The sequence below is a fragment of the Spirochaetia bacterium 38H-sp genome, from assembly GCA_039023545.1.
Lineage (GTDB): Bacteria > Spirochaetota > Spirochaetia > Winmispirales > Winmispiraceae > Rarispira > Rarispira pelagica.
Genome location: JBCHKQ010000001.1, coordinates 37,371 through 62,055 on the forward strand (window position 1 = coordinate 37,371; position 24,685 = coordinate 62,055).

General features: G+C 40.3%; 23 protein-coding genes and 1 tRNA gene. 8 read left to right on the forward strand and 16 right to left on the reverse strand.

The window, feature by feature from the left end; translation table 11 throughout:
* The first annotated feature begins 69 nt into the window (after positions 1–69).
* Positions 70–537 carry an acyl-CoA thioesterase gene (locus WKV44_00175; GenBank protein ID MEM5946953.1) on the forward strand — a complete coding sequence of 156 codons (468 nt, stop codon included), beginning with the start codon at positions 70–72 and terminating at the stop codon, positions 535–537.
* On the opposite strand, the gene WKV44_00180 is transcribed toward WKV44_00175, so the two are convergent.
* The 3 genes from WKV44_00180 to WKV44_00190 form a co-directional block, all read right to left on the reverse strand.
* Positions 521–1,708 carry an ROK family transcriptional regulator gene (locus tag WKV44_00180; GenBank protein MEM5946954.1) on the reverse strand — a complete coding sequence of 396 codons (1,188 nt, stop codon included), beginning with the start codon at positions 1,706–1,708 and terminating at the stop codon, positions 521–523. The two genes, WKV44_00175 and WKV44_00180, sit on opposite strands and share 17 nt — an antisense overlap.
* Before the next feature lie 208 nt (positions 1,709–1,916).
* On the reverse strand, positions 1,917–2,642 hold the full coding sequence (locus WKV44_00185; GenBank protein MEM5946955.1) for a hypothetical protein: 726 nt from the start codon (positions 2,640–2,642) through the stop codon (positions 1,917–1,919).
* 421 nt (positions 2,643–3,063) lie between these two features.
* A complete protein-coding gene (locus WKV44_00190; protein MEM5946956.1) occupies positions 3,064–5,346 on the reverse strand; it encodes a methyl-accepting chemotaxis protein in 2,283 nt (760 codons plus the stop codon).
* A 436-nt stretch (positions 5,347–5,782) separates the two neighbouring features.
* Here WKV44_00190 and leuA point away from each other — a divergent pair, with 436 nt between their 5' ends.
* A complete protein-coding gene (gene leuA / locus WKV44_00195) occupies positions 5,783–7,444 on the forward strand; it encodes a 2-isopropylmalate synthase (protein MEM5946957.1) in 1,662 nt (553 codons plus the stop codon).
* A 63-nt stretch (positions 7,445–7,507) separates the two neighbouring features.
* On the opposite strand, the gene WKV44_00200 is transcribed toward leuA, so the two are convergent.
* Positions 7,508–8,032: an Hsp20/alpha crystallin family protein gene (locus WKV44_00200; protein ID MEM5946958.1), complete on the reverse strand. Its 525-nt coding sequence runs from the start codon at positions 8,030–8,032 to the stop codon at positions 7,508–7,510.
* A 394-nt stretch (positions 8,033–8,426) separates the two neighbouring features.
* Between WKV44_00200 and WKV44_00205 the strand changes: the two genes are divergently transcribed.
* Positions 8,427–9,179 (forward strand): NYN domain-containing protein, encoded by a 753-nt coding sequence (locus tag WKV44_00205; GenBank protein ID MEM5946959.1) that lies wholly within the window; start codon positions 8,427–8,429, stop codon positions 9,177–9,179.
* 17 nt (positions 9,180–9,196) lie between these two features.
* Here WKV44_00205 and nadA read toward each other — a convergent pair whose 3' ends face one another.
* From nadA to WKV44_00235, 6 genes are all read right to left on the reverse strand, one after another.
* Positions 9,197–10,279: a quinolinate synthase NadA gene (gene nadA, locus WKV44_00210; GenBank protein MEM5946960.1), complete on the reverse strand. Its 1,083-nt coding sequence runs from the start codon at positions 10,277–10,279 to the stop codon at positions 9,197–9,199.
* Positions 10,280–10,338: 59 nt separating this feature from the next.
* On the reverse strand, positions 10,339–11,121 hold the full coding sequence (locus WKV44_00215) for an ABC transporter ATP-binding protein (GenBank protein MEM5946961.1): 783 nt from the start codon (positions 11,119–11,121) through the stop codon (positions 10,339–10,341).
* A 10-nt stretch (positions 11,122–11,131) separates the two neighbouring features.
* Complete coding sequence (locus WKV44_00220) at positions 11,132–12,157, reverse strand: iron ABC transporter permease (GenBank protein ID MEM5946962.1); 1,026 nt, start codon at positions 12,155–12,157, stop codon at positions 11,132–11,134.
* A 1-nt stretch (position 12,158) separates the two neighbouring features.
* Positions 12,159–13,037, reverse strand: coding sequence for an ABC transporter substrate-binding protein (locus WKV44_00225; protein ID MEM5946963.1), 879 nt, complete (start codon positions 13,035–13,037; stop codon positions 12,159–12,161).
* A 68-nt stretch (positions 13,038–13,105) separates the two neighbouring features.
* A complete protein-coding gene (locus tag WKV44_00230) occupies positions 13,106–13,492 on the reverse strand; it encodes a type II toxin-antitoxin system VapC family toxin (protein ID MEM5946964.1) in 387 nt (128 codons plus the stop codon).
* On the reverse strand, positions 13,489–13,722 hold the full coding sequence (locus WKV44_00235) for a hypothetical protein (protein MEM5946965.1): 234 nt from the start codon (positions 13,720–13,722) through the stop codon (positions 13,489–13,491). Before WKV44_00235 ends, WKV44_00230 begins: the two co-directional genes overlap by 4 nt.
* 169 nt (positions 13,723–13,891) lie before the next feature.
* On the opposite strand from WKV44_00235, the gene WKV44_00240 reads away from it, so the two are divergent.
* Together WKV44_00240 and WKV44_00245 are read left to right on the forward strand one after the other, a co-directional pair.
* Positions 13,892–13,965, forward strand: a tRNA-Ala gene (locus tag WKV44_00240).
* An 18-nt stretch (positions 13,966–13,983) separates the two neighbouring features.
* Positions 13,984–15,558 carry a hypothetical protein gene (locus tag WKV44_00245; GenBank protein MEM5946966.1) on the forward strand — a complete coding sequence of 525 codons (1,575 nt, stop codon included), beginning with the start codon at positions 13,984–13,986 and terminating at the stop codon, positions 15,556–15,558.
* Between the two features lie 53 nt (positions 15,559–15,611).
* Here the strand turns inward: WKV44_00245 and WKV44_00250 are convergent, their stop codons facing one another.
* Genes WKV44_00250 through WKV44_00260 form a run of 3 tightly spaced genes read right to left on the reverse strand, consistent with a single transcriptional unit; the run spans position 15,612 to position 17,178 of the window.
* Positions 15,612–15,890 carry a hypothetical protein gene (locus tag WKV44_00250; protein MEM5946967.1) on the reverse strand — a complete coding sequence of 93 codons (279 nt, stop codon included), beginning with the start codon at positions 15,888–15,890 and terminating at the stop codon, positions 15,612–15,614.
* Complete coding sequence (gene lspA, locus WKV44_00255) at positions 15,883–16,407, reverse strand: signal peptidase II (protein ID MEM5946968.1); 525 nt, start codon at positions 16,405–16,407, stop codon at positions 15,883–15,885. The genes WKV44_00250 and lspA overlap by 8 nt, the downstream gene beginning before the upstream one ends.
* Before the next feature lie 9 nt (positions 16,408–16,416).
* The gene (locus WKV44_00260) at positions 16,417–17,178 is read right to left on the reverse strand and encodes a Nif3-like dinuclear metal center hexameric protein (protein ID MEM5946969.1); all 762 of its coding nucleotides are present in this window, start codon (positions 17,176–17,178) and stop codon (positions 16,417–16,419) included.
* A gap of 337 nt (positions 17,179–17,515) precedes the next feature.
* On the opposite strand from WKV44_00260, the gene WKV44_00265 reads away from it, so the two are divergent.
* Positions 17,516–18,898: a hypothetical protein gene (locus WKV44_00265; protein MEM5946970.1), complete on the forward strand. Its 1,383-nt coding sequence runs from the start codon at positions 17,516–17,518 to the stop codon at positions 18,896–18,898.
* Between the two features lie 26 nt (positions 18,899–18,924).
* Here WKV44_00265 and WKV44_00270 read toward each other — a convergent pair whose 3' ends face one another.
* Positions 18,925–20,013 carry a hypothetical protein gene (locus WKV44_00270; GenBank protein MEM5946971.1) on the reverse strand — a complete coding sequence of 363 codons (1,089 nt, stop codon included), beginning with the start codon at positions 20,011–20,013 and terminating at the stop codon, positions 18,925–18,927.
* 112 nt (positions 20,014–20,125) lie between these two features.
* On the opposite strand from WKV44_00270, the gene WKV44_00275 reads away from it, so the two are divergent.
* Both WKV44_00275 and murD read left to right on the forward strand, forming a co-directional pair.
* Complete coding sequence (locus tag WKV44_00275; GenBank protein ID MEM5946972.1) at positions 20,126–21,079, forward strand: hypothetical protein; 954 nt, start codon at positions 20,126–20,128, stop codon at positions 21,077–21,079.
* On the forward strand, positions 21,057–22,439 hold the full coding sequence (gene murD, locus WKV44_00280; GenBank protein MEM5946973.1) for a UDP-N-acetylmuramoyl-L-alanine--D-glutamate ligase: 1,383 nt from the start codon (positions 21,057–21,059) through the stop codon (positions 22,437–22,439). The genes WKV44_00275 and murD overlap by 23 nt, the downstream gene beginning before the upstream one ends.
* On the opposite strand, the gene WKV44_00285 is transcribed toward murD, so the two are convergent.
* Together WKV44_00285 and WKV44_00290 are read right to left on the reverse strand one after the other, a co-directional pair.
* A complete protein-coding gene (locus WKV44_00285; GenBank protein MEM5946974.1) occupies positions 22,431–23,669 on the reverse strand; it encodes a beta-propeller fold lactonase family protein in 1,239 nt (412 codons plus the stop codon). The genes murD and WKV44_00285 overlap by 9 nt on opposite strands.
* 11 nt (positions 23,670–23,680) lie before the next feature.
* Positions 23,681–24,685 (reverse strand): peptidoglycan bridge formation glycyltransferase FemA/FemB family protein, encoded by a 1,005-nt coding sequence (locus WKV44_00290; protein ID MEM5946975.1) that lies wholly within the window; start codon positions 24,683–24,685, stop codon positions 23,681–23,683.

A 24,685-nucleotide genomic window follows, 5' to 3' on the forward strand; every position in this document is an offset into this window, starting at 1 on the left:
TATCTTTCTATTATATCATCCTGCATAAAAACGTATTTTTCCAGAGATTATTTTGACAAAGGAGACAAAATGAATAAAAAAGCTGTCTATTACAACATAATGGCTGTGAGGGATTACGAATGCGACCTCGAAGGTATAGTAAACAACTCCAACTATATGAGATATATGGAACACACACGACACTGCTTTCTCAAAGCAGGAGGAATGGATTTTGCAGAACTGCACAGACAGGGAATAGACCCTGTAGTTACAAGAGCAGAGATAGATTATCTCCTACCACTTACAAGTGGAGACCTTTTTGTTTCTGCAATAGAAAACTGTGGTTTAAAAGGAAGCTTTAGAATAATCTTTAAACAAATCATTTACAAAATAGAGAAAAAAGAGCTAATACCATCTGCAAGAGGTCTCATACATGCTGCCTTGATAAAAGATAAAAAGCCATATCCTGCAAAAGGTAATATGGATACACTTCTGGAAATACAAGAAAGAGAAATAAAATTGCCTGATAATCCATATCAGTTTATTTTGATACAATAGGCAAAGGATGCCTTATAAGAGCAGGAAGTACTCCCCGTTTATCAATATTCTGCCAGAAGCTGTCATGCAGGTCATTTCTGAAGATTCTGTCAAGAATCATACCCGCAGCTCCATAAGCTACAGCAAACTCATGAAGTGAAGACATCTTAACATTACAGTGTACTGGTAGAGGATACATCCAGTTTTTCATTATATATTCTGTCAGCATGTCACAGACACTATCACCCAGAAGTTCTATATCTCCTCCCAAATACACATGACTTATATTAAGCACATTGACAATACATGCAATATTAGCAAAAAGCTCATCCAGAAACCTATCCATAACAGCCTTATCCTCCGGAAGCTTATGCAAATCTTCCGGACTTATTCTCATCTGAGAAGCATATTCTCCTCTGGAAAAAGCAGACCTAAACTCTCCAGCAGAAAAAGTGTTGCCATAATGCAGCTTACCGTCCAGAACAATACCAAATCCTATACCTATACCGCCGTGCTCCTTGATATGCTGACGCCTGTTTTTAAACTCGACAAGTACAAACAGAAAATTATCAGGAGAGTTTGCCTTACCAAAGGCAAGCTCCATCCATGCTCCACAATTGGAATCGTTTTCTATATAGACAGGCGCATTGATATGCCTGGAAAGCACTTCACAGAGGGGAAATGGTTCGTATATAGAAAGCGGAATGGAGTATTCTACTACTCCAGTTAGAGGGTTGATAATCCCTCCTGCCCCGAGACCTATACCAAGAAGGTTGGAAAATCCCCTTTCCATAAGAGAAGCTGATAATTCGTCAAAAGACTCTAAGAAAACATCTATTATATTTCGTCGTGTAATCTGACCTGTTTCTTTTTTCCATCTAAAAACTATATCACCTGCTATATCCACGGCTACAGCTCTTATCATCTCCGCCTGCACACCCAACCCCAACACTATACCGTAATTCTTATTGAGCCCCAGTGCTATAGGCTTTCTTCCACCAACATTATTGGTTTCTTTTTGTTCTCTTTCTTCTAGTACTCCCAACAGTATCAATTCTGTTACAAGATTGGTGACCGTAGATTTATTGAGACCTACTTTATCGGATATTTCTATTCTACTTATGCCGTCATGATACCAAATCTGTTTTAATATGAGACTCATATTTTCTGTTCTTGTCTTTCGCCTTCCCATATCATCCTCATAATAGTTTATTTTAAAAACAGTTTAACATATAGAATCATAACAGTCAAAACCAAACAGTAGAATAAATAAATCAAATAATATAATTCTTTTTTATACATTAAGATTGTAGTTTTCTGATATTGCAACAAACAAAAAGATGATAATAATAAACAACAGGCTGCCGTAAGGCAGCCTGTTTGAAGGAGGGTTAGGAGGCTTACTTATTATTTTCTCTTGTATTCTTGCTATTCTTTACTCTTGTCTCTTTATTTTTCTTTATCTCTTTTCTTAGCTCTTTTATAAGCTGGCTTCCAACCTTTCTCAGTTCTTTGTCTTTCTTTTCCTGTTTAACTACCTTGCGTATTTCTTTTATTAGGACATTTGCTTTATTATTCTTTATCTTGAGCTGATAAGAACCTTTGGAAGTACTGATTACCAGAATATTCCCATCAAGGCTTACATTACTAAGATTGGAAGAAGTTATTATTCCGGAAAGAGTATCAACAAGCCAACTAGCTTTATTGGTACTTGTGACTACAGGAACAAAAGCATCTACTACTGTTTCGCTGCTGCTCAGAACATCAGTAGCAGACCCCAGAGCAACATCGTTTTCAACAGAGGTAGAATCTACTGTTTCGCTTACAGGCAGAGAATCATAGGCTACATCGACAGAATCATTATCTGCAAGAACATCCGTTATATCAACAACAGTAGCTACGCTGGCAGAATCGGAAACAACATCACTTACAGTAACTGTATCAGAAGGAGAATCTCCAGAGTTCTGCGATGCTGTGCTGTCTGTAGATGTTGATGTGGTAGCATTGGTGGCAACTCGCTCTATGTCCGCTGTAACAGGATTTGCACAAGCAATAAGGGCAAGAGGAAGAACTACTACAAGAAGTAGCAAACTTATCACTTTCTTATTTCTTTTTGTCGTTTTCATGGCCTTCCTCCATAAATAATCTATAAATATTATAGCAATATACATGCCAACTATCACAAAACCCCCTGCCTTATATCTTTTTATAAGATATATTTTTATAACAAAATAGAAATATTTCTAATTTTAGTTTGTCATATTTTTTGCATAATTTTTTTTGTTCCGATGAAAATTTCATAATCACTTTGAATAAGTAGCCTATGCATAATGAATAGATATTATCATAAGAATGCATAATTCATACTATGTTTGCAAGGCATAAAAGATATGAGATGTATAAATAATTATGATAAAACAAATAACCTCAAGACAGGCATAAAAACACTATGGCACATTTTTTGCTTATGGTTATAGAGAAGGGATCCCTCCCCCATAACCCCCTTCCATGTATTACGGGGCTGCAAAAAGCAGTCCCGTTTCTTTTTTACTGTTCTACAAGCTCTTCCAGCCGTTTGCTCTGAGCAGAAAACTCACTTAGGCTGGATTCTATGGTTTCCAGAGCTTCTTTGAAGTGTTCCATTTCTTTTGCTATGTCGCTGTATGTGGAAAATAGACTTTCGCTCAATTCCTGAGACTGTCCTATGGTCTTGAGCACCTGATTAAGAACGTCATTGGTTTCCTGTGCTCTTTTTGCAGTATTGTCCGCAAGTTTTCTTACCTCTTCAGCTATGACTTTAAAGCCTTTTCCATGTTCTCCGGCTCTTGCCGCTTCTATAGATGCGTTTATTGCAAGCAGATTGATCCTCTGAGAGATATCATCTATGAGTGACAGGAGATCCTGCATAAACATTGCATTCTCCGATATGGAAGTGTTTATCTCAAGATTTTTCTCAAACATGGAACGCCGCTGATTTATTTCATCTGTCATAGAAACCATATCGGCTACCCTGTCTCTACTTATATCCTGGAGATGTCCTATCACCTCAAATATGGAATTGGCTGTTTTCTTTATTTCTACACTCCATGAGGTAAGTCTTGATGTAGATATTTTCATATCCGCAAGTAATCGTATGGATATAAGTGTGCTTGCAAGCTGCGAGGAAAATGTATTATGAAAGAAGCCTCTAAAAAGCTCGTTTCCGTCCATACAAATAAATCCCAAATAGCGACTGTTTACTATCATGGGATAAATCGCCATAGCTCTACCTACTACAGTATCAAAGAAAGGATATTCTATTATTTTTGCAGATTCCATATAATCGGATATATTATCAACTGCTTTTCCGCCCTTTATTACAAAGGCTATTCTACCCTTTTCAGGAAATTTTGCTTCTTTAAAGCATGTTTCCCAATCTTTTGCATCAAAGAGAAAAAGAAGACAATTTTTAACTCCAAAATTACCGAGTTCTCTTGATAATATGCTAAAAACCTCTTCCATGGATTCCGCTTCTCTTATAAGCTGTAAGAAATATTGAACTTTTACAGAGCTGTTTACCATGTCCATCTGAGCACGTCCCAGCTTTAGGCTGATTTTCTCATGTATCATGATCAGCAGTTTTGAATATAGAGATAATACCAATGCGGATTCTTCCTGTTTTTGCCTTCTTACAAAATCAAATAGAACACCAATAAACAAAAACCATCTGGAGAGATCATATTCATCATCAAAGCTAGTTAGTTTCTCTGAGAGTTTTTTTGCAAGCTCATCTATATTTTCTTCTTTACAGGAATCCTGACAGAAGGATAGGATATCATCGACAAAATATTTAAAGATTTCTTTTTCCTTACTATTAATTTCCATGCGATGTCTTTTTCTTATTTCCGCAAGGATATTTTCTATATTAAAGGATGGTTCATCTGACACTGTAGCTCCCATGTGATGTCCCGCTTGATGAACTAGCTCAGAGAGGCAACCACAGGAGTTTCTATATATTACCTCTGCAGGGAATATGAGATCATCCGGTTTGTTGCCGGTTTTTATCCACTGATAAAGCATCTCAAGAGCTTTCTCTCCTTCTGCATATATAGGCTGCCTCACGGTGCTGATTGGGACAGCATTGAGCTTTGCATCTACTATATCGTCAAATCCTGTTAATATGAGGTCACTAGGGATATTAATTCTTTTTTCTATAAAGAAATCATATGCTCCCAATGCCATAAGGTCATTGGCTGCTACTATCGCCTCCGGTTTTTCCGGTGATGACCATATGGCTTCTGCTGCTTTTCTTCCACTCCAGCGCTCAAAGGTGCCTTCTGCTATCCATTCTTCCCTTATTTCTATTCTATGTTTTCTTAGTACTTGCTGGAAGATTTCTTTTCTTTCTATAGCTTCCGAATTGTTTAGAGGTCCGGAGATGTGTGCGATTTTTCTTACTCCGTGTTTTACTATTATGTGTTCTACGAGTTTGTCCAGCCCTCTTTTGTTATCTATTTGAATGGTGGGATAAACGTTTATCTTGCCTCCCATATTGACAATAGGAAAGTTTGATATATCTCCTATCACTTTTTCCAATATTTCAAATATAATAGAAGGTTTTGCAAATGTGGCATATACAGCACTGCAGACTATAGCTCCGTCCCATTTGCCGTTACTTAGGATGCTGTAAAGAGTGTTTCTTACGTCGTTATCGTGCATTGTGCTGTTTATAAGTCCTCCGGGTATTGCTATGGCTTCTACTCCCAGTTCTTCTGCTTTGTTGCATATACCTTCCCACAGGTTTTGTTGATAATCGTCTTCTATTGTATTTATTATAAATGCTATTCTCATCTATGATCTCCTAAGCTTTTCTATGTTATATGTAAAAACTTTAATATATAAGTTAAAAAAAATAAAGAAAAAAATACTCTGAGCGATGTGTTTGTGCTGTGCTTATCAGCGGTTTTTGTGAGACAAGTTATATATGTCTGTCTTTTCATATTTTGCCGAAGGCAGTGCGGGACGAGTACTGTGTGTCCCGCACGTTCGGTATAAATTTTCTTTGTTTTTAAAAAATAATCGGCCGGGGGTTGACAGTATGTGATAAAATATACAGTATTATATTATGATTATTGCCGTTAACGCACTGCTTCTAGCTCTCCTCCTTAGCCTACTACTTTCCCGCGATGCAGGGGTGCTTAAAGCCGTGCGATAAGCTTATAACGGCAGAAAGCCCGCTGCATCACAGATGTAGCGGGCTTTTTTTATACCATATAAGGAGTAAGATATGAAAAATGCTCACAAGTACAGACCTTTTAGATTTTCTGTGGACCTTCCTGACAGGATGTGGCCGGATAAAAAGCTTGATAAGGCACCTATCTGGTGTAGTGTTGATTTGCGCGATGGTAACCAAGCTCTTCCTGTGCCTATGAATGTTGATCAAAAGCTGGAGTATTTTAAGCTGCTGTGTGATGTCGGTTTTAAGGAGATTGAGGTTGGGTTTCCTTCTGCTTCTCAAATCGAGTTTGATTTTATCAGAAAGCTGATAGACGATAATTTGATTCCTGATGATGTGTATATTCAGGTGTTGACCCAGGCAAGGCCGCATCTTATTGAACGCACAGTAGAGGCTGTGCAGGGCGCAAAGAACGTGGTGCTTCATATGTATGTTGCTACTTCCGAGATGCACAGAAACATTGTCTTTAAGCGCTCTCAGGAAGAGGTTAAAAAGATTGCTGTTGACGGTACAAGTTATCTCAAGACTCTTCTGCCAAGACTGGAAGGTTCCAATGTGCTTTACGAGTTCTCTCCAGAGGCTTTTAACATGACAGAACCTGATTTTGCTCTGGATGTCTGCCAGGCTGTTGTGGATACTTGGAATCCAGATGAGGTAGGGGGTAAGGTCATTCTTAATCTTCCCACTACAATCGAGGGGTCTACTCCCAACGTATACGCAGACCAGATAGAATGGTTCTGCAGAAACTTTAAAGGCAGAGACAGGATAATTGTAAGTATTCATACTCATAATGACAGGGGTACCGGTGTTGCTTCCACAGAGCTAGCTCTTCTTGCAGGAGCAGATAGGGTTGAAGGGACACTTTTTGGCAACGGGGAAAGAACGGGTAATCTGGATATTGTAACTGTTGCTCTCAATCTCTATACAATGGGCGTTGACCCAGGACTTGATTTTTCCAATCTTCCCCAGATACGCAGCATATACGAGCGTTGTACGGGGATGAGCATACATCCGCGACATCCTTATGCAGGAGACCTTGTTTTTACGGCTTTCTCAGGCTCTCATCAGGATGCCATAAAAAAGGGAATGGATCTTCTAAAACAGGAGCAAAAAGAATACTGGGAGATTCCTTACTTGCCTGTTGACCCCCAGGACTTGGGCAGAAGCTATAAGGCAATAATAAGAATCAACAGCCAGAGCGGTAAAGGCGGGGTGTCTTATATCTTGCAGGAAGAATATGGACTTGAAGTTCCCAAAAAAATGCATCCCTATGTTGGCAAGAAAGTAAACGAAGTATCGGACAAGCTGGTCAGAGAGCTTTCTACACAAGAAGTTTACAATGTTTTTATGGAAAACTTTGTAAACATATCGGAACCTCTTGATCTTGAAGATTATACAATAAAAACAAAAGGCAAAGAAGTAAGTATAGAAGCTGACATAAAAACAAATAGGAAAACAGAAAGCATAACAGGTAAAGGAAACGGACCTATTGACGCCTTTGTAAATGCACTCAAAGCGAGAGGCTGGAATAATTTTGACATTGTAGATTACCATGAGCAGGCATTGGGTAAGGGCTCTTCTACAGAAGCTGTTGCATATATATGTATAAACAGAAACGGCGTGGATTACTGGGGAGTAGGCCGACATACCGATACTATTGCTGCAAGTCTGCATGCACTTCTGAGTGCTTATAATTTGTCAGAGAAAGAATAACTATAAAAAAAGGCTGGCCTTATGATGGTCAGCCTTTTTATTATAACAGTCCCCCGTTATATATTAAGTATCGGTGGATGATATATTTACCTTCTTTGCTTTTATTTTTTTTACTCTGGCTGGAATCTCCACTCGCAGAATACCTCTGCTAAAAATAGCTTTTACGGCATCATGGTCAAAGGATTCTGCAGGAACATAATATCTTGCCTTTAGCTCTCCCGGAAGCTTAATTTCGTTTCTATAAAAATAGGCATCTTCCTTTGCAGGATCTTCCCTAGAGAAACTACAGGAAAGAACAAGATAATCACCAACAAACTCAAGCTCAACAGAGTCTTCAGGGACAGCAGGAAGTAAAAACTCAAAGACCAGAGAAGAATCTTTAGTAGAGAATATATTAGTCTTAAGCCCCCCTACCTTGGGAAAACTGAGATCAGAATAAGGCTCTCCTCCAGAAGACATATTCTTAAAGGTCCTTTGCACCTCTTCTGTTCCCATTTTAAAGTTTTCTTCTACGGCATTTACAAATTCTTTTGTGGCTTTTTTTATCTCGCTTTTTATCTCATCGAGATCTATTTCTATCTTTGCCATAAACACCTCCTGCAGAGTTTCTATCTATAACATACTACTACATAGCAAACAAATCAAATAAAAAAGCATAGAAAGATTTTACGGCTTTATGTGATTAGAGCTTTGCATAACCCAACAAACCTTACCTTAAAAGATTCTTTATACCGAACGTCGGGAGCGCGCCCATAAAGCAAAAAGGCAAGAGGTTGCGCTCCCTCCTGCCTGCGGCATACATGTGGCAAAAAAACTTGTTGTTTCCATGCTCTGCTTCCGCCGGATGGCAGCACAGTCCGCTACGCGGGCTGTGCGTTCGGTATAATTTTTTCTTTGGAAGGCACAGGTGAGTGCGTAGCGCATGCTGGAAACTTGTGTGATTATGTAGGACAATCTTTTATATAGTACAGGGAGGTTGTTTATGAATAAAAGAATCGTTATAGGGATATATTTTGACCTTGAGAATGTCAATAAAAATCTGGATATTACAGCTCTTATGGATAGTGTTTCTCTTGAGATAGAGGAGGAAAAGCAGGCTTTGTTTGCAATAAAGCTTGCCTGCGGGAATGCCAGTTCTATCAGGAATTTTAGGGATCAGCTGAGGGATAATAATTTTGAGATTAGAGAGGCGCCGCATGTTTCCAGGCGCAATATAAAAAACAGGGCGGATTTGATTTTGTCTCTGGAGGCTTTTGAGACTTTGGTGGTAAATAAACCGGAAATAGATTTGTATGTGTTTATTACGTCGGATACCGATTTTACTGTGGTAATGGATAAACTAAGAAAATACGGTAAGCAGGTATGGCTTGTCACTTCCGGTAATACGCTCAATAATAAGCTTTTTTCTTCCAGTTCTGATAAGATTCTCAATCTGGAAAATTTTCTTGTGGGTATGGAGAAGGAACGCAAGGCTTCTCAGCACATTCCTCAGGTGGAGATACGGGGCTTTTCCCGAGAGCATCAGCTGGGTATCTTGCAGGTTTTGGAGTCCTACGAGAAAGATACTTGGCATCCTTATTCTAGTTTTGGTACCAAGATTAAGAATCTGCTTAAGGATTTCTCTTATAAGGGAAAGGAGTATAACAGCCAAACTAAGCTTTTTAAATATCTTGCTGAGAAGAATATAATCGATATAAAAAAAGAAGGGAGTACGGACTACTTTAAGCTCAAGTAGTCCGTCAAAATGGGGTGTTACAAAGCAAGCATTCTCTCCACTGCCAGGAGCGCTCTTTTCCTTAGGTCTTCGTCAAGTTCTATTTGATAGCGCAGTTCTTCCAGCGCTGTCTTTGTCTGCTCGAGGCTTATCTGATTCATATGCGGGCATCGTACGGAGCAGAGTCTGAGCATATCTTTCTCCGGATTTGCTGCCATTATGTTGTCACCCATGGAGCATTCTGTCATAAGCAAGTAGTGGGGTGCCTGTGTCTTCTGTACATAGTCTATCATTGCGCTTGTGCTTCCGGCAAAATCCGCTTCTTTTATTACCTCCGGCGGACACTCTGGATGTGCCAGGACAACAACATCAGGAAACTGTTGTCTCACTCTTATTATGTCATCCGGTGTGTATTTTTCGTGAACTTCGCATCTTCCGTCCCAGCCTATAACTGCTCCTTTCCACGATGCCGGCTCGTCTATACGGGCATCAATTGTTTTGCCATATCTGTCTGTAAAATTACCTGTAAATTTCCCGTGTTTTTTCTCCGGGAATATTATTCTTCTGCCAAGCTGATCTGCAACATTGGATGCAAGGAACCTGTCTGGTAAAAATATCACAGTATCGTTGCCCAGGTGTTTCATAACCCTGTCCGCATTTCCTGATGTACAGCAGTAATCGCTCTCAGCCTTGACATCCGCATAGGTGTTCACATAGCTTACAACAGGCACACCGGGGAAAAGCTCTCTGAGTGCTTTTATATCGTCCGCGGATATACTTTCCGCAAGGGAACAGCCGGCATCAAGAGACGGGACTAGTACTGTTTTGTCAGGACTAAGTATCTTTGCGGTTTCTGCCATAAAAACTACTCCACAGAAGACAATCACGTCCTTATCTGTATTAGCAGCTTTTCTGCTTAGCTCAAGGGAGTCACCTTTATAATCTGGCACGTAGGTAAAAAGAGCAGGTTCCATATAGTTATGGCCAAGAATGACTGCATTCTTTTCTTCTTTTAACTTGAGTATATCAAGAATAAGCTCGGCCTTGATAGGAATCTCCGTATCTGGCACTATCTTACCAAGACGCCTCTTCATATCTTCCTTTAGTTCTAAAAAAGTCATAATAAATCCTCCCAAGAATATTATAAAAGTTTACAAAAACTATACGGTATTAGCAAGCATCAGAGAGGCATAACAAACGGACGCCGATTCTCAGGGTGAGGCATCACTGCAAAATCCACTCCATAAAGCTCTCTCAGTATTTGAGGCACTATAACTTCCTCGGGGATTCCGTCCGCTACAAGCCGGCCGCTCTTAAGGCAGACAATCCTGTCTGAGAAAAAAGAAGCTGTGTTTATGTCATGAAAAGTCGCTATCATCCCCACCCCTCTTTCTCTGCACACATTACGTACAATACGCATGACCTGATGAGAGAATCCCGGGTCAAGATGACTTGTAGGCTCATCCAATACAAGGACATCCGGTTCCTGGGCCAAAGCCCTTGCTATAATCACCCGCTGGAGCTCTCCTCCACTTATTTCTCTTATGCTTTTTTCTGCAAGCTCCAATACTCCCAGAGATTCCATGGCAGAAAGCACTATTTCCCTATCTTTATGGCTTTCTGCCTGCAGACGTGACAGATGTGGCCATCTGCCCATAAGAACAACATCCATGACAGAGAAATCAAAGGTATCATAGATATGCTGAGGCACATATGCCAGTACTTTTGCTATTTCTTTTTGTCTGAGCTCTGTTATATCTTTTCCCTCTATGTATATTGTTTTTTTTGTTGTACTCAATATCCTACTTATAAGCCTAAGGAGGGTTGTTTTCCCGCTGCCGTTGGGTCCCATGATAGAAAGCAATTGTCCCGGCAAGATGTCAAGGCAAATATCATACAAGACCTTTTGGTTGTAGAATGAAAAAGAAAGTCTATCTACGGATATAAGAGTACGATTATCCATAAAACATCACCTACAAAACAGAGGCTCTTCCTCTTTTTAACAAATAAAGAAAAAAAGGAGCTCCCAAAAGAGAGCTTATCACACCTACAGGAAACTCAACAGGAGGGAAAATAGAACGGGCTACTGTGTCACAAATAAGGAGAGAAATACCTCCTGTAAGTATTGAGAAAACAACAAGTTTCTTATGAGAAGGACCAAAAATCCGTCTCACAATATGTGGGACAATCAAACCTATAAAACCTATGGGCCCGGACAAAGCAACAGCAGCAGAAACAGCAACAGAGACAACAGCAAGCATAAGAAAGCGCTGTTTGTCCGCATCAAGTCCGAGACTGAGTGCAACCTCATCTCCCAAAGACAGAATATCAAGCTCTCTTGACCATAAGATTAATAAAAAAAACATAATAATAACAACAGGCAATATCCAGATGACTTTATCCCAGCTTGATGTAACAAAACTGCCCATCATCCAGAAAAACACATCCCCAACCCTATCTCGAGAAAAGGTAAGCAGCAGGGATAAGAATGCATTGACAAGCATGGCAACAGCTATGCCAGTAAGAAGAAGAGAGTTGGTATTGCTTCTTCTAGAAGAACCCGCAAGCCCATAAACAACAAGCAAGACACACACACCTCCCAAAAAAGCAAAGCCCATAAGAGAAAAAGGAATCCAATCTCCGGGCAGAACAAATATAGCAACAGCAGCACCCAGAGAAGCTCCGCTGGATATCCCCAGAACATACGGATCCGCCATAGGATTCCTAAAAACACCCTGATATACAACCCCAGCACCTCCAAGCACCATACCCACAAGAAAAGAAAGCAGTACCCTGGGGAAACGCAGAAAGAAGAGAATCCTTGCAGAAGGCTCGCTTATCTGATACGGCTCAGGAATACCAGAAGAAATCAATCTGATAAGAGCATTAAAAACCACAGGAGCTTCTATATCAGAAGCCCCCATAGCAGAAGAAAATACAATTAAAAACAGGCTTAAAAACAGCAAAACACCTGTAATGAGAAAGAAACGGCTTTTCACCTTATTCAAAAGCCTCCGGATGGATAGCCTTTGCAAGCTCTTTAAGCCCTTTGCCTATTCGTGGTCCCTGCCTATCAACAAGATTATTATCTATCTCTATGACATTGCCCTTCTTGACAGCAGTAAGCTGATTATACGGAGCAGTACTCATAAAGCCCTTCTTAGTATCCCAGTACTTAGAAACAATTATGATATCCGGATCCTTCTCCAAAAGTTTCTCCGCACTGTACTGCCAACCCTCCACATCTGATGCTACATTTACCCCACCAGCCATATTGATAAGAGTATCTATAAAAGTACCCTTGCCTGCAGTATAATCTCCATACTGACCATAACTCACAACATAATAGACCCTGGGTCTATTACTATCGCCAATGGCACTCATAACATCAAGAATATCCTGCTCTATATCATCTATAATCATATCAGCCTGCTGCTGTGCACCAAGAAGCTTACCAACCTCTATAATAGCCTCGTAAGTCCCCTCAAAACTCTGAGGATAATCCAGAACAGCAACAGGAATCCCTAGCTCCTCCAGCTTGGTCACTGCCTCCTTGGTTACATGGGAAGCAGCTATAACCACATCCGGCCTAAGTGCAGCAATCTTCTCAAGATTGGGTTGCATAAGAGAACCCACAGACTCTATACCTTTAACCTCAGAAGGATAATCACAATAATCCGTTCTACCAACAAGAGATTTACCCTTACCAAGAGCAAAAACGATCTCAGTAATACTCGGAGCAAGAGAAACAACCCGCTCTGGATACGCCTTTACCGACACAGTCCTGCCATAAGCATCCTTTATATTTATCACATCATCCTGTGCAAACAAAGAGAAAACAGATAATACTACAAGCAATGCAGCAAAAAAACGCTTCATACATCCTCCTATAATTTTATTAGTATTTTTATCGGATATTACAAAAAAGAAAAGAGTAAAATAAAAAATTACCAAATAGTCTGTACATCGTACTGAGCAATCTGAGAATCCGGTGTAAGAATAGCACACTTTTCCATCTGGGCCTGCGCCACAAGCATCCTATCAAAAGGATCATCATGCAGCCAGGGAAGATAAAGCAACCTTACCATATGCTCTTTTTTTAACTTGAGCCATTTTATAGAGTTGATACTCATTTCCTTATCTATAACCTTTTTCCAACCCTTCTGCAGTCTGAGCTTTCCCAGCGACATCTTGATACAAATCTCCCAGTAGCTGGCAGCAGAAAAATAAAGAGAATTCTGCGGATTATAAAAAACCTCCCGGGCACGCTCCGTCAGCTTGGAACTATCTGCAACAGCCCAAAGAAAAGCCTGCGTATCCAACAAAATATTCATGGTATATACTCTTTAAACAAATCTCTGACAGGCTCATTAAAATCATCAGCCATATACACGATAAGACCATCCGCCCCACCCAGATTTCTGTCAGAAGCAGTAACCTGGACAGGCACAAAACGCACAAGAGGAAGCTTATCATCCGTTATGACAACATCCTCTCCCTTGAGAGCCTTATCCACAAGCTCTTCAAAAATCTCACCTGCCTTTTTTTTATCAATAGCAAACACAAAAATATTTTAATAAAATATCAATCTTTAGTCAATTTTAAAAGGATAAAAAAAATACCGAACAGGTGACTGCAGCAATCTGCATTCAGCCTACCTTAGGCATAAAAAACAGGGAACAAAAAGCTATATTGACAAAGCATAAAAATGCCTCTACTCTATGCTTATAAATGGGGGTGTAGCTCAGGTGGCTAGAGCGCTTGAATGGCATTCAAGAGGTCACGGGTTCGAGTCCCGTCACCTCCATTTTTTTTGAGGAAAAAAATGATTTCTGATTTTGACCCCACACTATTCGAGGACTCACCAGCCGCAGGCCCGGATTTTTCCGATCTCTTTGAGGAAGAAACCGATAAAAAAGAAGATCTCATAAAGCAGACATTTACGATACCTGCGGAAATATCAGAGGACGCAAAACCATTTTTCAAAGATCCTCAATTTTATCAGAAAATCCTGTCAGGAGAAGGTGAAGCTGCCTCAAGACTGCACAAAAATCTCGCAGCATTCCTCAAGGCAGAAGATCCGCAGGAACGTTCCATATACCGTAACAGAATAATAACAGCAACATGGGAAGTAATAACATCCATATCCACCAAGGTAAAGAAAAAAGACTTCCCCCTTGCAAAAAAGATATTCTTACGCTTTGGCATTCTCCTTCCAAGCCTGATTTCTGCAGAACAGAGAGACATGTTCTCAAAAATAATAATGGATAACCGTTACGGAGAATCCATATACTATGTGGACGAATGGCTCTTTAACATAGCTGCAGGAAGAATAACACCATCCGCACAGGACGAGACAGTAACCGCAAGAAAAAAAGGTGCTGATAAAAAGAAAAACATAGCAGGCGAACTTGCAGGAAAGCTGGAAGCTCAAAAGATGGTGGTAACAAGCAAAGCCCTTGAGCTATCAAGCCTGGAAGAGGCCTTAAAAGAGCAGCTAAGAATCATGCTTACCCATGACAAGTCGGATGAAATATCAGGTGCAATAATGCCCTTCTCGGAAGTACAAAAAACAGCATATACAGAGGTGCTCAATCTTCTAAGAAGAATATCAACATCCAACAAAGAACTTGCAAGAGAATATGTGGACTATAGAAAAATTATCCAGCACCTAGAAAAAATAGAAACAGACATAGAAGAAGAAAACGGGGTTGATGACGATGTAGTAAGACAGGAAGTAAATGCGGTAAGACAGATGGCAAAGCTCTGTGTAGGAAGACAGGGAAACCACTTCCCTCTTGCTATGAAACAATACATAAGAACAAGGCTAGAAGATATAGCCATACGCGAGATAGTAATAAAAACCCTTGCAGATATAGAATACCTTGACCCAGGTGTATTTATGCGCTCTTACAAACAACAGATGCACAGGATAGTACCTCACATAATACTTTTGCCATCATACGGAGAGCGGGGAATCTGCTGGGAACCTTTTGAAAAATACAATAGAGGCACAAGCAAGGGAAGAATCGCAATTCCCATGTATCCCAGAGATATAAAAACTGCGGTAATATCGGCAGTCGCTGACCTAAGATGGCAGGTAGCAAAGGAAAAGGCACAGCATTACTGGATGGAAGAGGGGCTTACAGGCTGGTACTATCAATATTTTACAGAAAACAAGATGAAAGGCGACGTAAAAGAGCAGTTTATAGAAGACTATATACTCTGGATCAACAAAGAAAGCGAAGGGACCCAGAAGCTTTCTCGCGATGCAAGAGCTATATTCTGGCGATATCTTCCATTTCCGCAGGAGGTTAAGGACAGGCTTAAGACCCGTGGCTTTGTCTATGCAGAGCTCTATAAAAAAGATGTAAACCGCTCACTATCGGACGGATATTGATAAAATGGCCTCGGGCTTTTGCCTGAGGCCGTTCGGTATAATTAAAAATAGTACTATTTTTTTCTGTTTTTAAAAAATAGCGGGCTAAAGTATTTATCCATATCTATTTTTTGCCCAAGAATATTGATTGCCATGTTATAGATAAAGAAAGTAAGCACAAAGCCAATCATAAGAATCACAAGTACTGCATAGCTGTTTACTTCTGGAGAAACCTGAGGCGCAATAAACCTGCCATAGACTATAAAAAGAAGAATACATACTCCTAGAAGAATAGCAACGTTAACAATAGTTGCTGCCAGTATAAATAAAAGCGTATTGAGTTTTTTATTCATTGATGGACTCCTTTTTTTTATCACTCAGAAAAAGGCTGATTATAAGCAGTCCGACACAGATGACAACACTGGCATCAGCTATGTTAAAGGTAGGCCATCTTTCAAGTCCCAGAATGCCAAAAAACTTGACATCTATGAAGTCTACAACACCATTGGGACGAAAAAATCTGTCAAACTGGTTGCCAAGACCGCCACCTATAATGCCGGCAATAAGCCAGCGCTGGTAAATGGTAAAATCATTTGGTCTCTTTATGAGATAGATAATAAGAACCGTAAGGAAAACGGTCGATAATACCCAAAAAATAATAATGTTTACAATATCGGGCAAATGCCAGCCTATACTAAAGGCACCATTCTTGTTGCCTGTATGTATGATTCTTATCAAGTCTCCGCCTATAGAAAAACCTACTTTATGATAGGGTATGGTCCTTACAACAAGCGATTTTACAATCTGGTCGATGGCAAAGACGACCAGAGTAAGGGAAAACGGAAGCAGCGTTTTTATTCTGTCTTTCATTTCTTCTCCTTATAAGCCTGTAGGAATCTCAAGAAACACACCGGGGATGCCCAGTTCTTTCTCTGTGTGCTCCATGACAGCACGGACACCAAAGGTCTCCGTAAAATAGTGCCCTGCGGCAAGAACATTGATTTTTTCTTCAAGTGCCATATGATAATGCTGGTGAAGAATCTCCCCTGTTATAAACAGGTCAGTTCCTTCTCTTGCAGCCTCAAGCAAAGAAGCACCTCCTCCTCCGGAGATTATAGCCACCTTTTTTACAGTCTTTTTACCAAAGGGCCACAGCATATAGCGCTCACCTTGGCCAGGGAAAATAGCAACGAGCTCCTGCAGGCTAATTTCCTCAGCAAGCTCTCCCTGCACTCCAACATGGTATCTGCTGTCCAGCATATCAAAAGGTCTGATATCCTTGAGACCTATGGCACGTGCTATACCTGCATTGTTTCCCAAAGTCAAATCCATATCCAACGGCAAATGCACAGCATAGAGCGCAAGCCTGTTATTGGTAAGAAAACTTATCCTGTCGTAGAGAGTACCAACAACAGCCTCCTGCCTTCCCCAGAAAATCCCATGATGGCAAAACAAAAGATCTGCACCTTTCTCCTTTGCAAGCTCAAAAGACGTCAAAGATGCATCCACGGCATAAGCAATCTTTTTAACATCCTGCTCAAAATCCCCTACCTGAAGACCATTGAGAGAATTATCAAGAGCCCTCATCCCTTCTATGGGGAGATTTTTCTTAAAAAAAGCATCCAACTCATACAACTTCATAAGCCAATAATAACAGCAAAAAAGAAAAAACAAAAGTACGACAAGACTTCAAAACATCCAATTTATACCGAACGTCGGAAACGCGTCTATAAGGTAAATCTGGCAGGGAAGACGCGTTTCCTCCTGCCAGAGGCAAACATAAGGACAAGCAGTAAGATACCTAAAACAAGAAAAGCCTTTGCCAAAGGCAGCACCGGATGAATCCGGTGCGTTCGGTACTTTTTGTTTTGTACTGTACGGCCTTGAGCTTTGCTGTTAGAATAAGATTGTCTTACGGGTATTTGTACTACGATATTTTTTTATTATATTTTTTTTGATATTTTTCTACGGGGGAGTTATGAGTACTGTGCTTAGGCTTGTTGAGATTGACGGGAAGAAACGGCTTGCCGTACCTACAGGGATACATGAGAACACTGCAGCACTGGCTAGGCAGTTTGCTATGTGCGACAAGAAGGCATGGCGGGTGATTGACGGAGCTGTACACCCCTTCGACTGTATTGCTCTCAGAAAGCTCGAGGGGGAGCTAATGATGCTTTTTCCCGAAGACGTGCCGCGCTTTACGCTAAGAGAGCTTGCAGCAATGCCGGGTAACATGCGATTGTCTCATCTTACCAGTCTGGCATCCGCGCTTGTTGCACTTACAGAGCAGGGCATTGACCCGGGAAAGGCAAATCCGGATGCTGTTTTTTTTACAGAGGACGGGGTTGTGTTTATGGGACAGGCTTTGAGCGCTGTACTTGAGAGCCATGCAGAAAGAATCCATCAAGAACCGGATTGGCTGGATGATATAGATAGCACAAGCTGGAGTTTTGCATTGGCCTATATGTGCTATCAGGCTATTACGGGCAGACTGCCATTCCCCGGCAACACAAGACAAGAGAGGCTTTTTGCTCGGGAGAGGGGTTATCTCATAGGGCTAAGCGCTTCTTCCGATTCTTCCAGGGCTTTTGTAGTATGGATGGAAAGAGCTCTCAAGCTTCCCGGAATGTTTGTCTCTCCCCCGCCCTTTCCGGAGAATCTATGCGAGGATATAGAGATAACAGAGTCTCCCAAAGTGGTTGAGAAGTTTGCAGAACGAAGATACAAACTCAGCCGCAGCGTTGCAAAATACGGTCTCACTGTTGCTGTTTCTGTGGTGGTGCTTATATTTCTTGTAGCTATCCTGACTCCCATGATTAGAGCTGCCACGAGACCGCCTATTACTATAGGCATGGAACCTGAAGAGGTTGTTACTCTGTATTACGAGAGTCTGGATAAAATGGATCTGGAAACAATGGGAGACTGCCTTGCCAGCAAAAAAGACCCCGCTTATATCATGATTACCAATATGTACGTGACAAGCCGTGTAAGAACGGCTGTAGAAAAACACACTCCTATTCTCTCTCCTAATGTATGGAAGGCTTATAATATGCCAGAGATGGAAAATGGGTCGTATATCTTTGGTATCTCCAATCTTAAGACAAAAACCATAAGAAAAGGAAATGATACTGCTGTAATACAAGCCGATTATGTATTCTGGACCATAGATATTCCACAAGAAGAACTAGTAGAACCTGAGCAGATCACTAAGAAAATAACAGAAAAACTCGTACTGGAAAAACACGATAACAGATGGGTCATAAACTCACATAAACCGACAGCAGAAAAACTCATAAGTTTTGATGAGGCAAAAAAGATGCTGGCAGAAGATAAGTCAGTAAAATATGACCTCAGGAAATAAGTCATCCACTTATAGAAAAACAGGGCTCACTGAGAAACAGAAAAGCTTGCAGCATAGGATATTATGCCCGTTATAATGCTTATCCCACCAGTGGCAAAGAGGGGGATGGCTGTGTCCATCCTATTATCGTAGGGCCATACCGGACCTGCAATATCTTTACCAAATCCGGCAACAACCCCCACACCCACCTCAAAAAGTCCGGTTACAAATAAAAAGCCACCCCATGCTCTCTGTTGTTTTGCAACAGATACTCTGTCCGCGCCTAGTAGCTCCTCTGCCGTGAGTATCGGAGCATCTTGGGATGAAAGATATAGCTCAACAGACTGTTTTGCCACATCACCTTCTTTTTCTACAAGCCCCTCTTTTGCTGTTCCCCTGGGGACAAGAGCAAGGTTTCCCTGCCACAAATCCGGATAAAGTTTTTGCACAAGGTCAAGGCTGAGAGCAGAAGTTACAAAACCCTTACGCTGCCAAAAGGAGATAAGCTCCTCCGATATATCAAGTTTTTTGCTTTCTGTAGATATTCCGGGATTTGCTGTGTTAGATGCTATCTCGTAAATCTCAAACATAGAGGAAGATGAAAGTTCTACTGTCTCAGAAGAATCAACAGGTGAGACCATTGCAGATCCGGAGATAACATAGGCTCTTGAAGTAGTAATCCTATCCCCTGTCTTTGCAGCAACAAAATCATAACCAATATCTCCTCCAGAACTTATAAGTACAAAAGTCCGGCCAGTAATCTGTATCTCTGAGGAAGACGAGATATTCTCTGCTTTTACTCTCAGTCTGCCATAAGCTATTTTTGCAGAAAGCCCTCCACCGGGGAAAAAGTCTGTGAACTCACAGGTAGTATTATCTGCTACTTTTATCATAGTATCTCCAGGAATCACCTGTATCTCAACCATAGTGCCAGATGAAGTTTGCACCAAATCGCCCGGATAAACTGGAATTCCAACTACAACATCCCGTGAAATATTGAAGGTCCTAAAGTTTCCTTCGCGATAGATGGAGAATTCCTTTCCTTCGGCATAAAGAATAACTCCAAAGGCATTATCGGAAAAGCTAAAGGATAAACCGTAAATAAAAAGAAAAAAGAAAACAACTATTTTCTTCATAAGGACCTCCAATAACAGGATACTTCAAAAAAGCGGCTGCTTCAATAATAATAGCATAGACATATCATACAAAAGTTGAATTTTATAACGAGCTCTTATATAGTAAATTACAATGACAGTAAATAGGCATCCTATTTTTTTCGATTATAGCGACAGTAAGATAAACTCCATTATAAGTACAGCAGAAAAAGAAGAAAGTTATCCAATATATTTTAATCAGAATGAAGATGCCTTTATAATGCTGGATAACGAGATAGAGATTCCTCAGTTTCCAATACATCATGACATAAGAGAAAAAAAACCGTCTAAAGAATACATAGAAGCTCTCAGAAAGCTGATCTATGTCCTGCATACTGAAAAACCAGCTGTTCTTGGAGGACTTACCCATTTTTTTGACCCATCAAGTCCCATGAGACCTGCTTTTTTTAAACTATACAGGCTAAACAATAAAATATATCTATACCTACTGAGATTGGATTTGTCCTTTCATCCCCATGACCATAAGATTACAAAAAGAGGAACCAATGATATAAGCTCCGCTTACAGTACAAAAAAAATAATCATAGAAGCTGATATAATTCCGGTAGATGAAATAGAAGAAAAAGATAATGGCAAGAAAGTTTTTTTAATAAGACAGGTCATTCCTGACACATGGATAGGAGAAACAGGCAGAGGATATTTTATCCAGGGCATATGGCTGGATAGGGATATAACCAGATTTTTTTCTTCCCTGATTTTTCCAGAAGGGGCAAGGAACTATCCGTATTATCCACTGTCATGTAAATACAGAACAATATGTATGTTCCCTCCTGTGTTAAATAATAGTGGCAGAAAACAGTATCTTATGCTATTATCGTATATACAGGATATTCTGGAACCATACATCGATGATATACTTGCTACGCTTAAAAAAGCGGAGTTTTCTACTGATATACCGGTTTATAGAAAAATAAAAAACAATATTCCTGAAAAAATTATTGTGCCGTGGGAAAAAATAAGTATAAAACGTTATTTAAACGAAAATAACATGCGGGAGTACAGAGTTGAAATCAATCGGCAATCTTAGAGGAAAGAAGGTGCTCATAATGGGACTAGGGCTGCATGGTGGTGGTGTTGCTGCAGCCCGATTCTGTGTGGAAGCAGGGGCTCATGTAAGTATAACAGATCTACGGGATGAGAAGACTCTTCAACCATCTCTTGATAAGTTAAAAGGACTTTCCAATATAGAATTTATTCTGGGAACACATAGGGAAGAAGATTTTAAAAAGGCTGACATTGTCATAAAAAATCCAGGTGTTCCCAAGAGCTCTCCTTTCCTTAAGCTGGCAAAATGTGTAGAAACAGACATATCGTTGTTTTTGCGCTTTTCATCATCTCCTGTACTTGCTGTAACAGGGAGCAAAGGAAAATCCACAACAGTATCCGCTCTACATCATATACTCTCTGCATCATTTCCGGATGCCAGACTTGGTGGTAACATCACACATTCTCCTCTCAATTTTTTAAAAGACTTAAAAGGTTGGGAACCTGTTGTACTTGAGCTTTCTTCATGGCAGCTGGGTGACCTGCAGGGTAAGGGGCTTCTCAATCCAAGAATATCTTTGCTGACCAATATTTATCCAGACCATCAAAATAGTTATCTTTCCATGCAGGAATATGTGGAAGACAAGCTCAATATCTGCCTGGAGCAGTCAGAAGACAATATATTTTTGTATCCCGCAGAAGATCCTTGGGGGCCATGGTGTGCAAAAAGAACAAGAGCAAGAACCATTGCATTCTATATGGACTCAGAACCAGAAAAGAATAAAGACGGATTATTCTTTAAAAAATCTTCTGCAATACTAAGATACGAGGGTAAGGAGAGAGAACTTTTCTCAGGAGAGCTAAAGATTCCTGGCAAGCATAATCGCATAAACATAGCGTGTGCAGCTGCAATGGCTTATCTTTATGGTATTGATAGAAAAACAATAGAAGAAAGAGCAAAGGATTTTTCCGGTATCCCCCACAGGCTGGAATATATAGGAAATATAAACGGTGTAAGATGCTACAATGATTCTGCTGCTACAATACCAGATGCTGTTGTTGCTGCGGTTTCTTCTTTCTCTGAGACTGTTCATCTTATAACCGGTGGTACTGATAAAAACTTGGATTTGTCTCCCTATATCAGACTAAAGGACAGGGGAAATAATATCTATCTTATAAGCGGCAGTGCAACAAACAGGTTGGTTCCTATTCTTATAAAACAGGGTATACAATTCAAAGGTCCTTTTATGAGTCTGGAAGATGCAATAGAAGCAGCTATCAGTCAGGCAAAAATAGGTGATGTGCTTTTGTTTTCTCCGGGGGCGGCATCTTTTGAAATGTTTAAGCATGAGTTTGACAGAGGCGATACTTTTAGAAAGCTTATACTAGAAAAATCAGTCTGATAAATCATTCCATAATCTGCTTATGTCATAGACCTCTATGTTGCCATCCAAAAAATCTGAAAACACAAGGAACTTGTCATCCGGAGATATGGCAAGCCCTGTAGGTTGGTTTCTTCCCCATACCCAATCCACAATGCTAAGGTCAGAAGTATCCAAGACATATACTCTGCCAAAATCAGGTCCTTTTTTTAGATAGGTTTCCGGATTGTTATGGCCTCTGGAAGATACAAATAGGAATTTCCCGTCGGAGGATATATCTATGGTATTGAGCTTAGGGCCTATGTATTTTTCTAGCAAAATTTTATCCGTCTTCAGTTCCAGCTTGGCTATTGTTCCTTTGTACATGTCGGATATGTAAGCAAATTCTCCATATCTGTCCATAACGATGTGTCTTCTTGCTCCAAATCCATTGTCTATAGTTTTTATGACTTCCTTTTTTTCTGTATCTATTTTTTCTATAAGTCCTTTCTCATAGTTGCATACATACAGATATTTGTTATCCTGGCTTATGGACATCCCTCTTGGTATTCCTGAGACTTTTATGCTGGATATCAGCCTGCCTGTAAGGGCATCCATAACCGCAATATCTCTTGATTCCCAATTGGAGATATATATTATTTTGCCTTTTCTGTCTGGACATATCACCTTGGGCCAGACTCCCGTCCTGTCTGAGGTGTAGAGGTAGTTTCCGTAGAGGTCAAAGATGTGTATCCTACCTGTTGTCATTTGAGATATCCACAGAAGTCCGTTTACAATAGCAGATTCTACAAAGCCTTTCTCTAAAGCAAACTGCTTTGGCACTTCTGCTCTCTTTATATAGGAGAAATCCTGTCCGTTAAATATATCCACACCATTGTCATCAAGAAGAGCAACATATAGATAGTGTCCGTCGGGAGAAAAGCTAACGCTTTTGGGTTGGCTTCCAGTGGGGTATTCTCCTATCAGAGAAAGGCGGGACGCCGTTCGGTATAATTTATCTTCTATATATGTAGGTTTTATGAGTTTTATATTGATACGCTTGTCGTAATACCCAGGTGCCCTGAGTATTAGCTCATATTTGCCATAGGGTAAATCATAGTAACGTATATTTTCTAAGGTTTTGTAGGGGGATAAAGGTTTCTCGTCCAGTAAAAGTACATAGTCGGTTGGGAATATTTTTAAAGACAGGGTTATTGCTTCTGCCCTTAAAGTAAAAAAAAGAGCGAGAAGTATAAAAAGAGTCTTTTTCATTGGAGAAGGGTCTACCTCCTAAACATTTTTTTTATGCGTTTATGATAAGTCTGTCTTATGTTCTCTGCAAGACGGTAAAATGAGTATGCTGCTTTATTTAAAGGGATATCCCAACAGCCCGCGCGCTTTACTGTTTTTCCTCCAAAACCGGTCTTAAAGCGATACAGACCATACATAGGGTGTGACGGGTCTGGTGCAGGCGGGATGCCATATAGGTCATAGTGTTTTAACCCTGCTTCTCTTGCCATCTTTATTGTTTCCCACTGTAATAAATACGTGGGCATAATGTTTCTGTGCTCATTGGAGCTTGCTCCATACAGATATGTCGCAGTGTCTCCATAAAAAGAGACTATGTTACCTGCAAGAAGTTTATTGCCATAAAAGGCTCCAAGGAGGAACAAGCTCGGGGTAAGACCTTCCCAGTTTTCTGCAAGCCAAAACAATTTTTTGTAATATTCTTTGCTATGGATACTTATCTTATCTCTTTTTGCAGTCTCTAGATAAAGCTCATACCATGCATCAAAATACTGCTCGTAAGGCAAAACAGCTATCCTTACTCCCTTTTTCTTTGCAAGTCTTATGTTATATCTAGTCTTCTTATGCATTGCAGAAAGTAGTTCTTCTTCAGAATAGTTCAAATCAAGAATAACTGTATCGGGAGGTTGTATATCCACAGGAGACTTTATAAAACCTGCCGGGGAAGTAGAATCTGGATGTTTTTCCCAACCGATGTCAATCCGGGTAAATATAATATTATAAGGAGATAAGGCTTCACAGGCAGAAGACAGGTCACAGATAAGCCTGTAATCTGGGCTAGCTTTATAAAAAGGATGTGGTATATAAGCAAGATAAGAGCCGCCTGCAAGTCTGCGATATAAGACAAGGACAGAGCTGCCATGGGAGGACTGCATAGCAAGAGCATCCCAGCCAAAGCATGCTTTAAAAGCCCCCCAGAACCCGCTTTGGAGCAGGTTGGGAGACTCTAGCTCTGCAAGATCTGTTTTTTTCCAGTCCAC

Bases quoted from the DNA above. Each gene is read 5' to 3' on its own strand.
- WKV44_00265 (MEM5946970.1), top strand. From the start codon at position 17,516: ATGAGTACTGTGCTTAGGCTTGTTGAGATTGACGGGAAGAAACGGCTT.
- WKV44_00175 (MEM5946953.1), top strand. From the start codon at position 70: ATGAATAAAAAAGCTGTCTATTACAACATAATGGCTGTGAGGGATTAC.
- WKV44_00215 (MEM5946961.1), bottom strand. From the start codon at position 11,121: ATGGATAATCGTACTCTTATATCCGTAGATAGACTTTCTTTTTCATTC.
- WKV44_00225 (MEM5946963.1), bottom strand. From the start codon at position 13,037: ATGAAGCGTTTTTTTGCTGCATTGCTTGTAGTATTATCTGTTTTCTCT.
- WKV44_00200 (MEM5946958.1), bottom strand. From the start codon at position 8,032: ATGGCAAAGATAGAAATAGATCTCGATGAGATAAAAAGCGAGATAAAA.
- WKV44_00180 (MEM5946954.1), bottom strand. From the start codon at position 1,708: ATGGGAAGGCGAAAGACAAGAACAGAAAATATGAGTCTCATATTAAAA.
- WKV44_00260 (MEM5946969.1), bottom strand. From the start codon at position 17,178: ATGAAGTTGTATGAGTTGGATGCTTTTTTTAAGAAAAATCTCCCCATA.
- leuA (MEM5946957.1), top strand. From the start codon at position 5,783: ATGAAAAATGCTCACAAGTACAGACCTTTTAGATTTTCTGTGGACCTT.
- WKV44_00245 (MEM5946966.1), top strand. From the start codon at position 13,984: ATGATTTCTGATTTTGACCCCACACTATTCGAGGACTCACCAGCCGCA.
- WKV44_00185 (MEM5946955.1), bottom strand. From the start codon at position 2,642: ATGAAAACGACAAAAAGAAATAAGAAAGTGATAAGTTTGCTACTTCTT.
- WKV44_00230 (MEM5946964.1), bottom strand. From the start codon at position 13,492: ATGAATATTTTGTTGGATACGCAGGCTTTTCTTTGGGCTGTTGCAGAT.
- WKV44_00275 (MEM5946972.1), top strand. From the start codon at position 20,126: ATGACAGTAAATAGGCATCCTATTTTTTTCGATTATAGCGACAGTAAG.
- WKV44_00190 (MEM5946956.1), bottom strand. From the start codon at position 5,346: ATGAGAATAGCATTTATAATAAATACAATAGAAGACGATTATCAACAA.
- WKV44_00270 (MEM5946971.1), bottom strand. From the start codon at position 20,013: ATGAAGAAAATAGTTGTTTTCTTTTTTCTTTTTATTTACGGTTTATCC.
- WKV44_00250 (MEM5946967.1), bottom strand. From the start codon at position 15,890: ATGAATAAAAAACTCAATACGCTTTTATTTATACTGGCAGCAACTATT.
- WKV44_00285 (MEM5946974.1), bottom strand. From the start codon at position 23,669: ATGAAAAAGACTCTTTTTATACTTCTCGCTCTTTTTTTTACTTTAAGG.
- nadA (MEM5946960.1), bottom strand. From the start codon at position 10,279: ATGACTTTTTTAGAACTAAAGGAAGATATGAAGAGGCGTCTTGGTAAG.
- lspA (MEM5946968.1), bottom strand. From the start codon at position 16,407: ATGAAAGACAGAATAAAAACGCTGCTTCCGTTTTCCCTTACTCTGGTC.
- WKV44_00205 (MEM5946959.1), top strand. From the start codon at position 8,427: ATGAATAAAAGAATCGTTATAGGGATATATTTTGACCTTGAGAATGTC.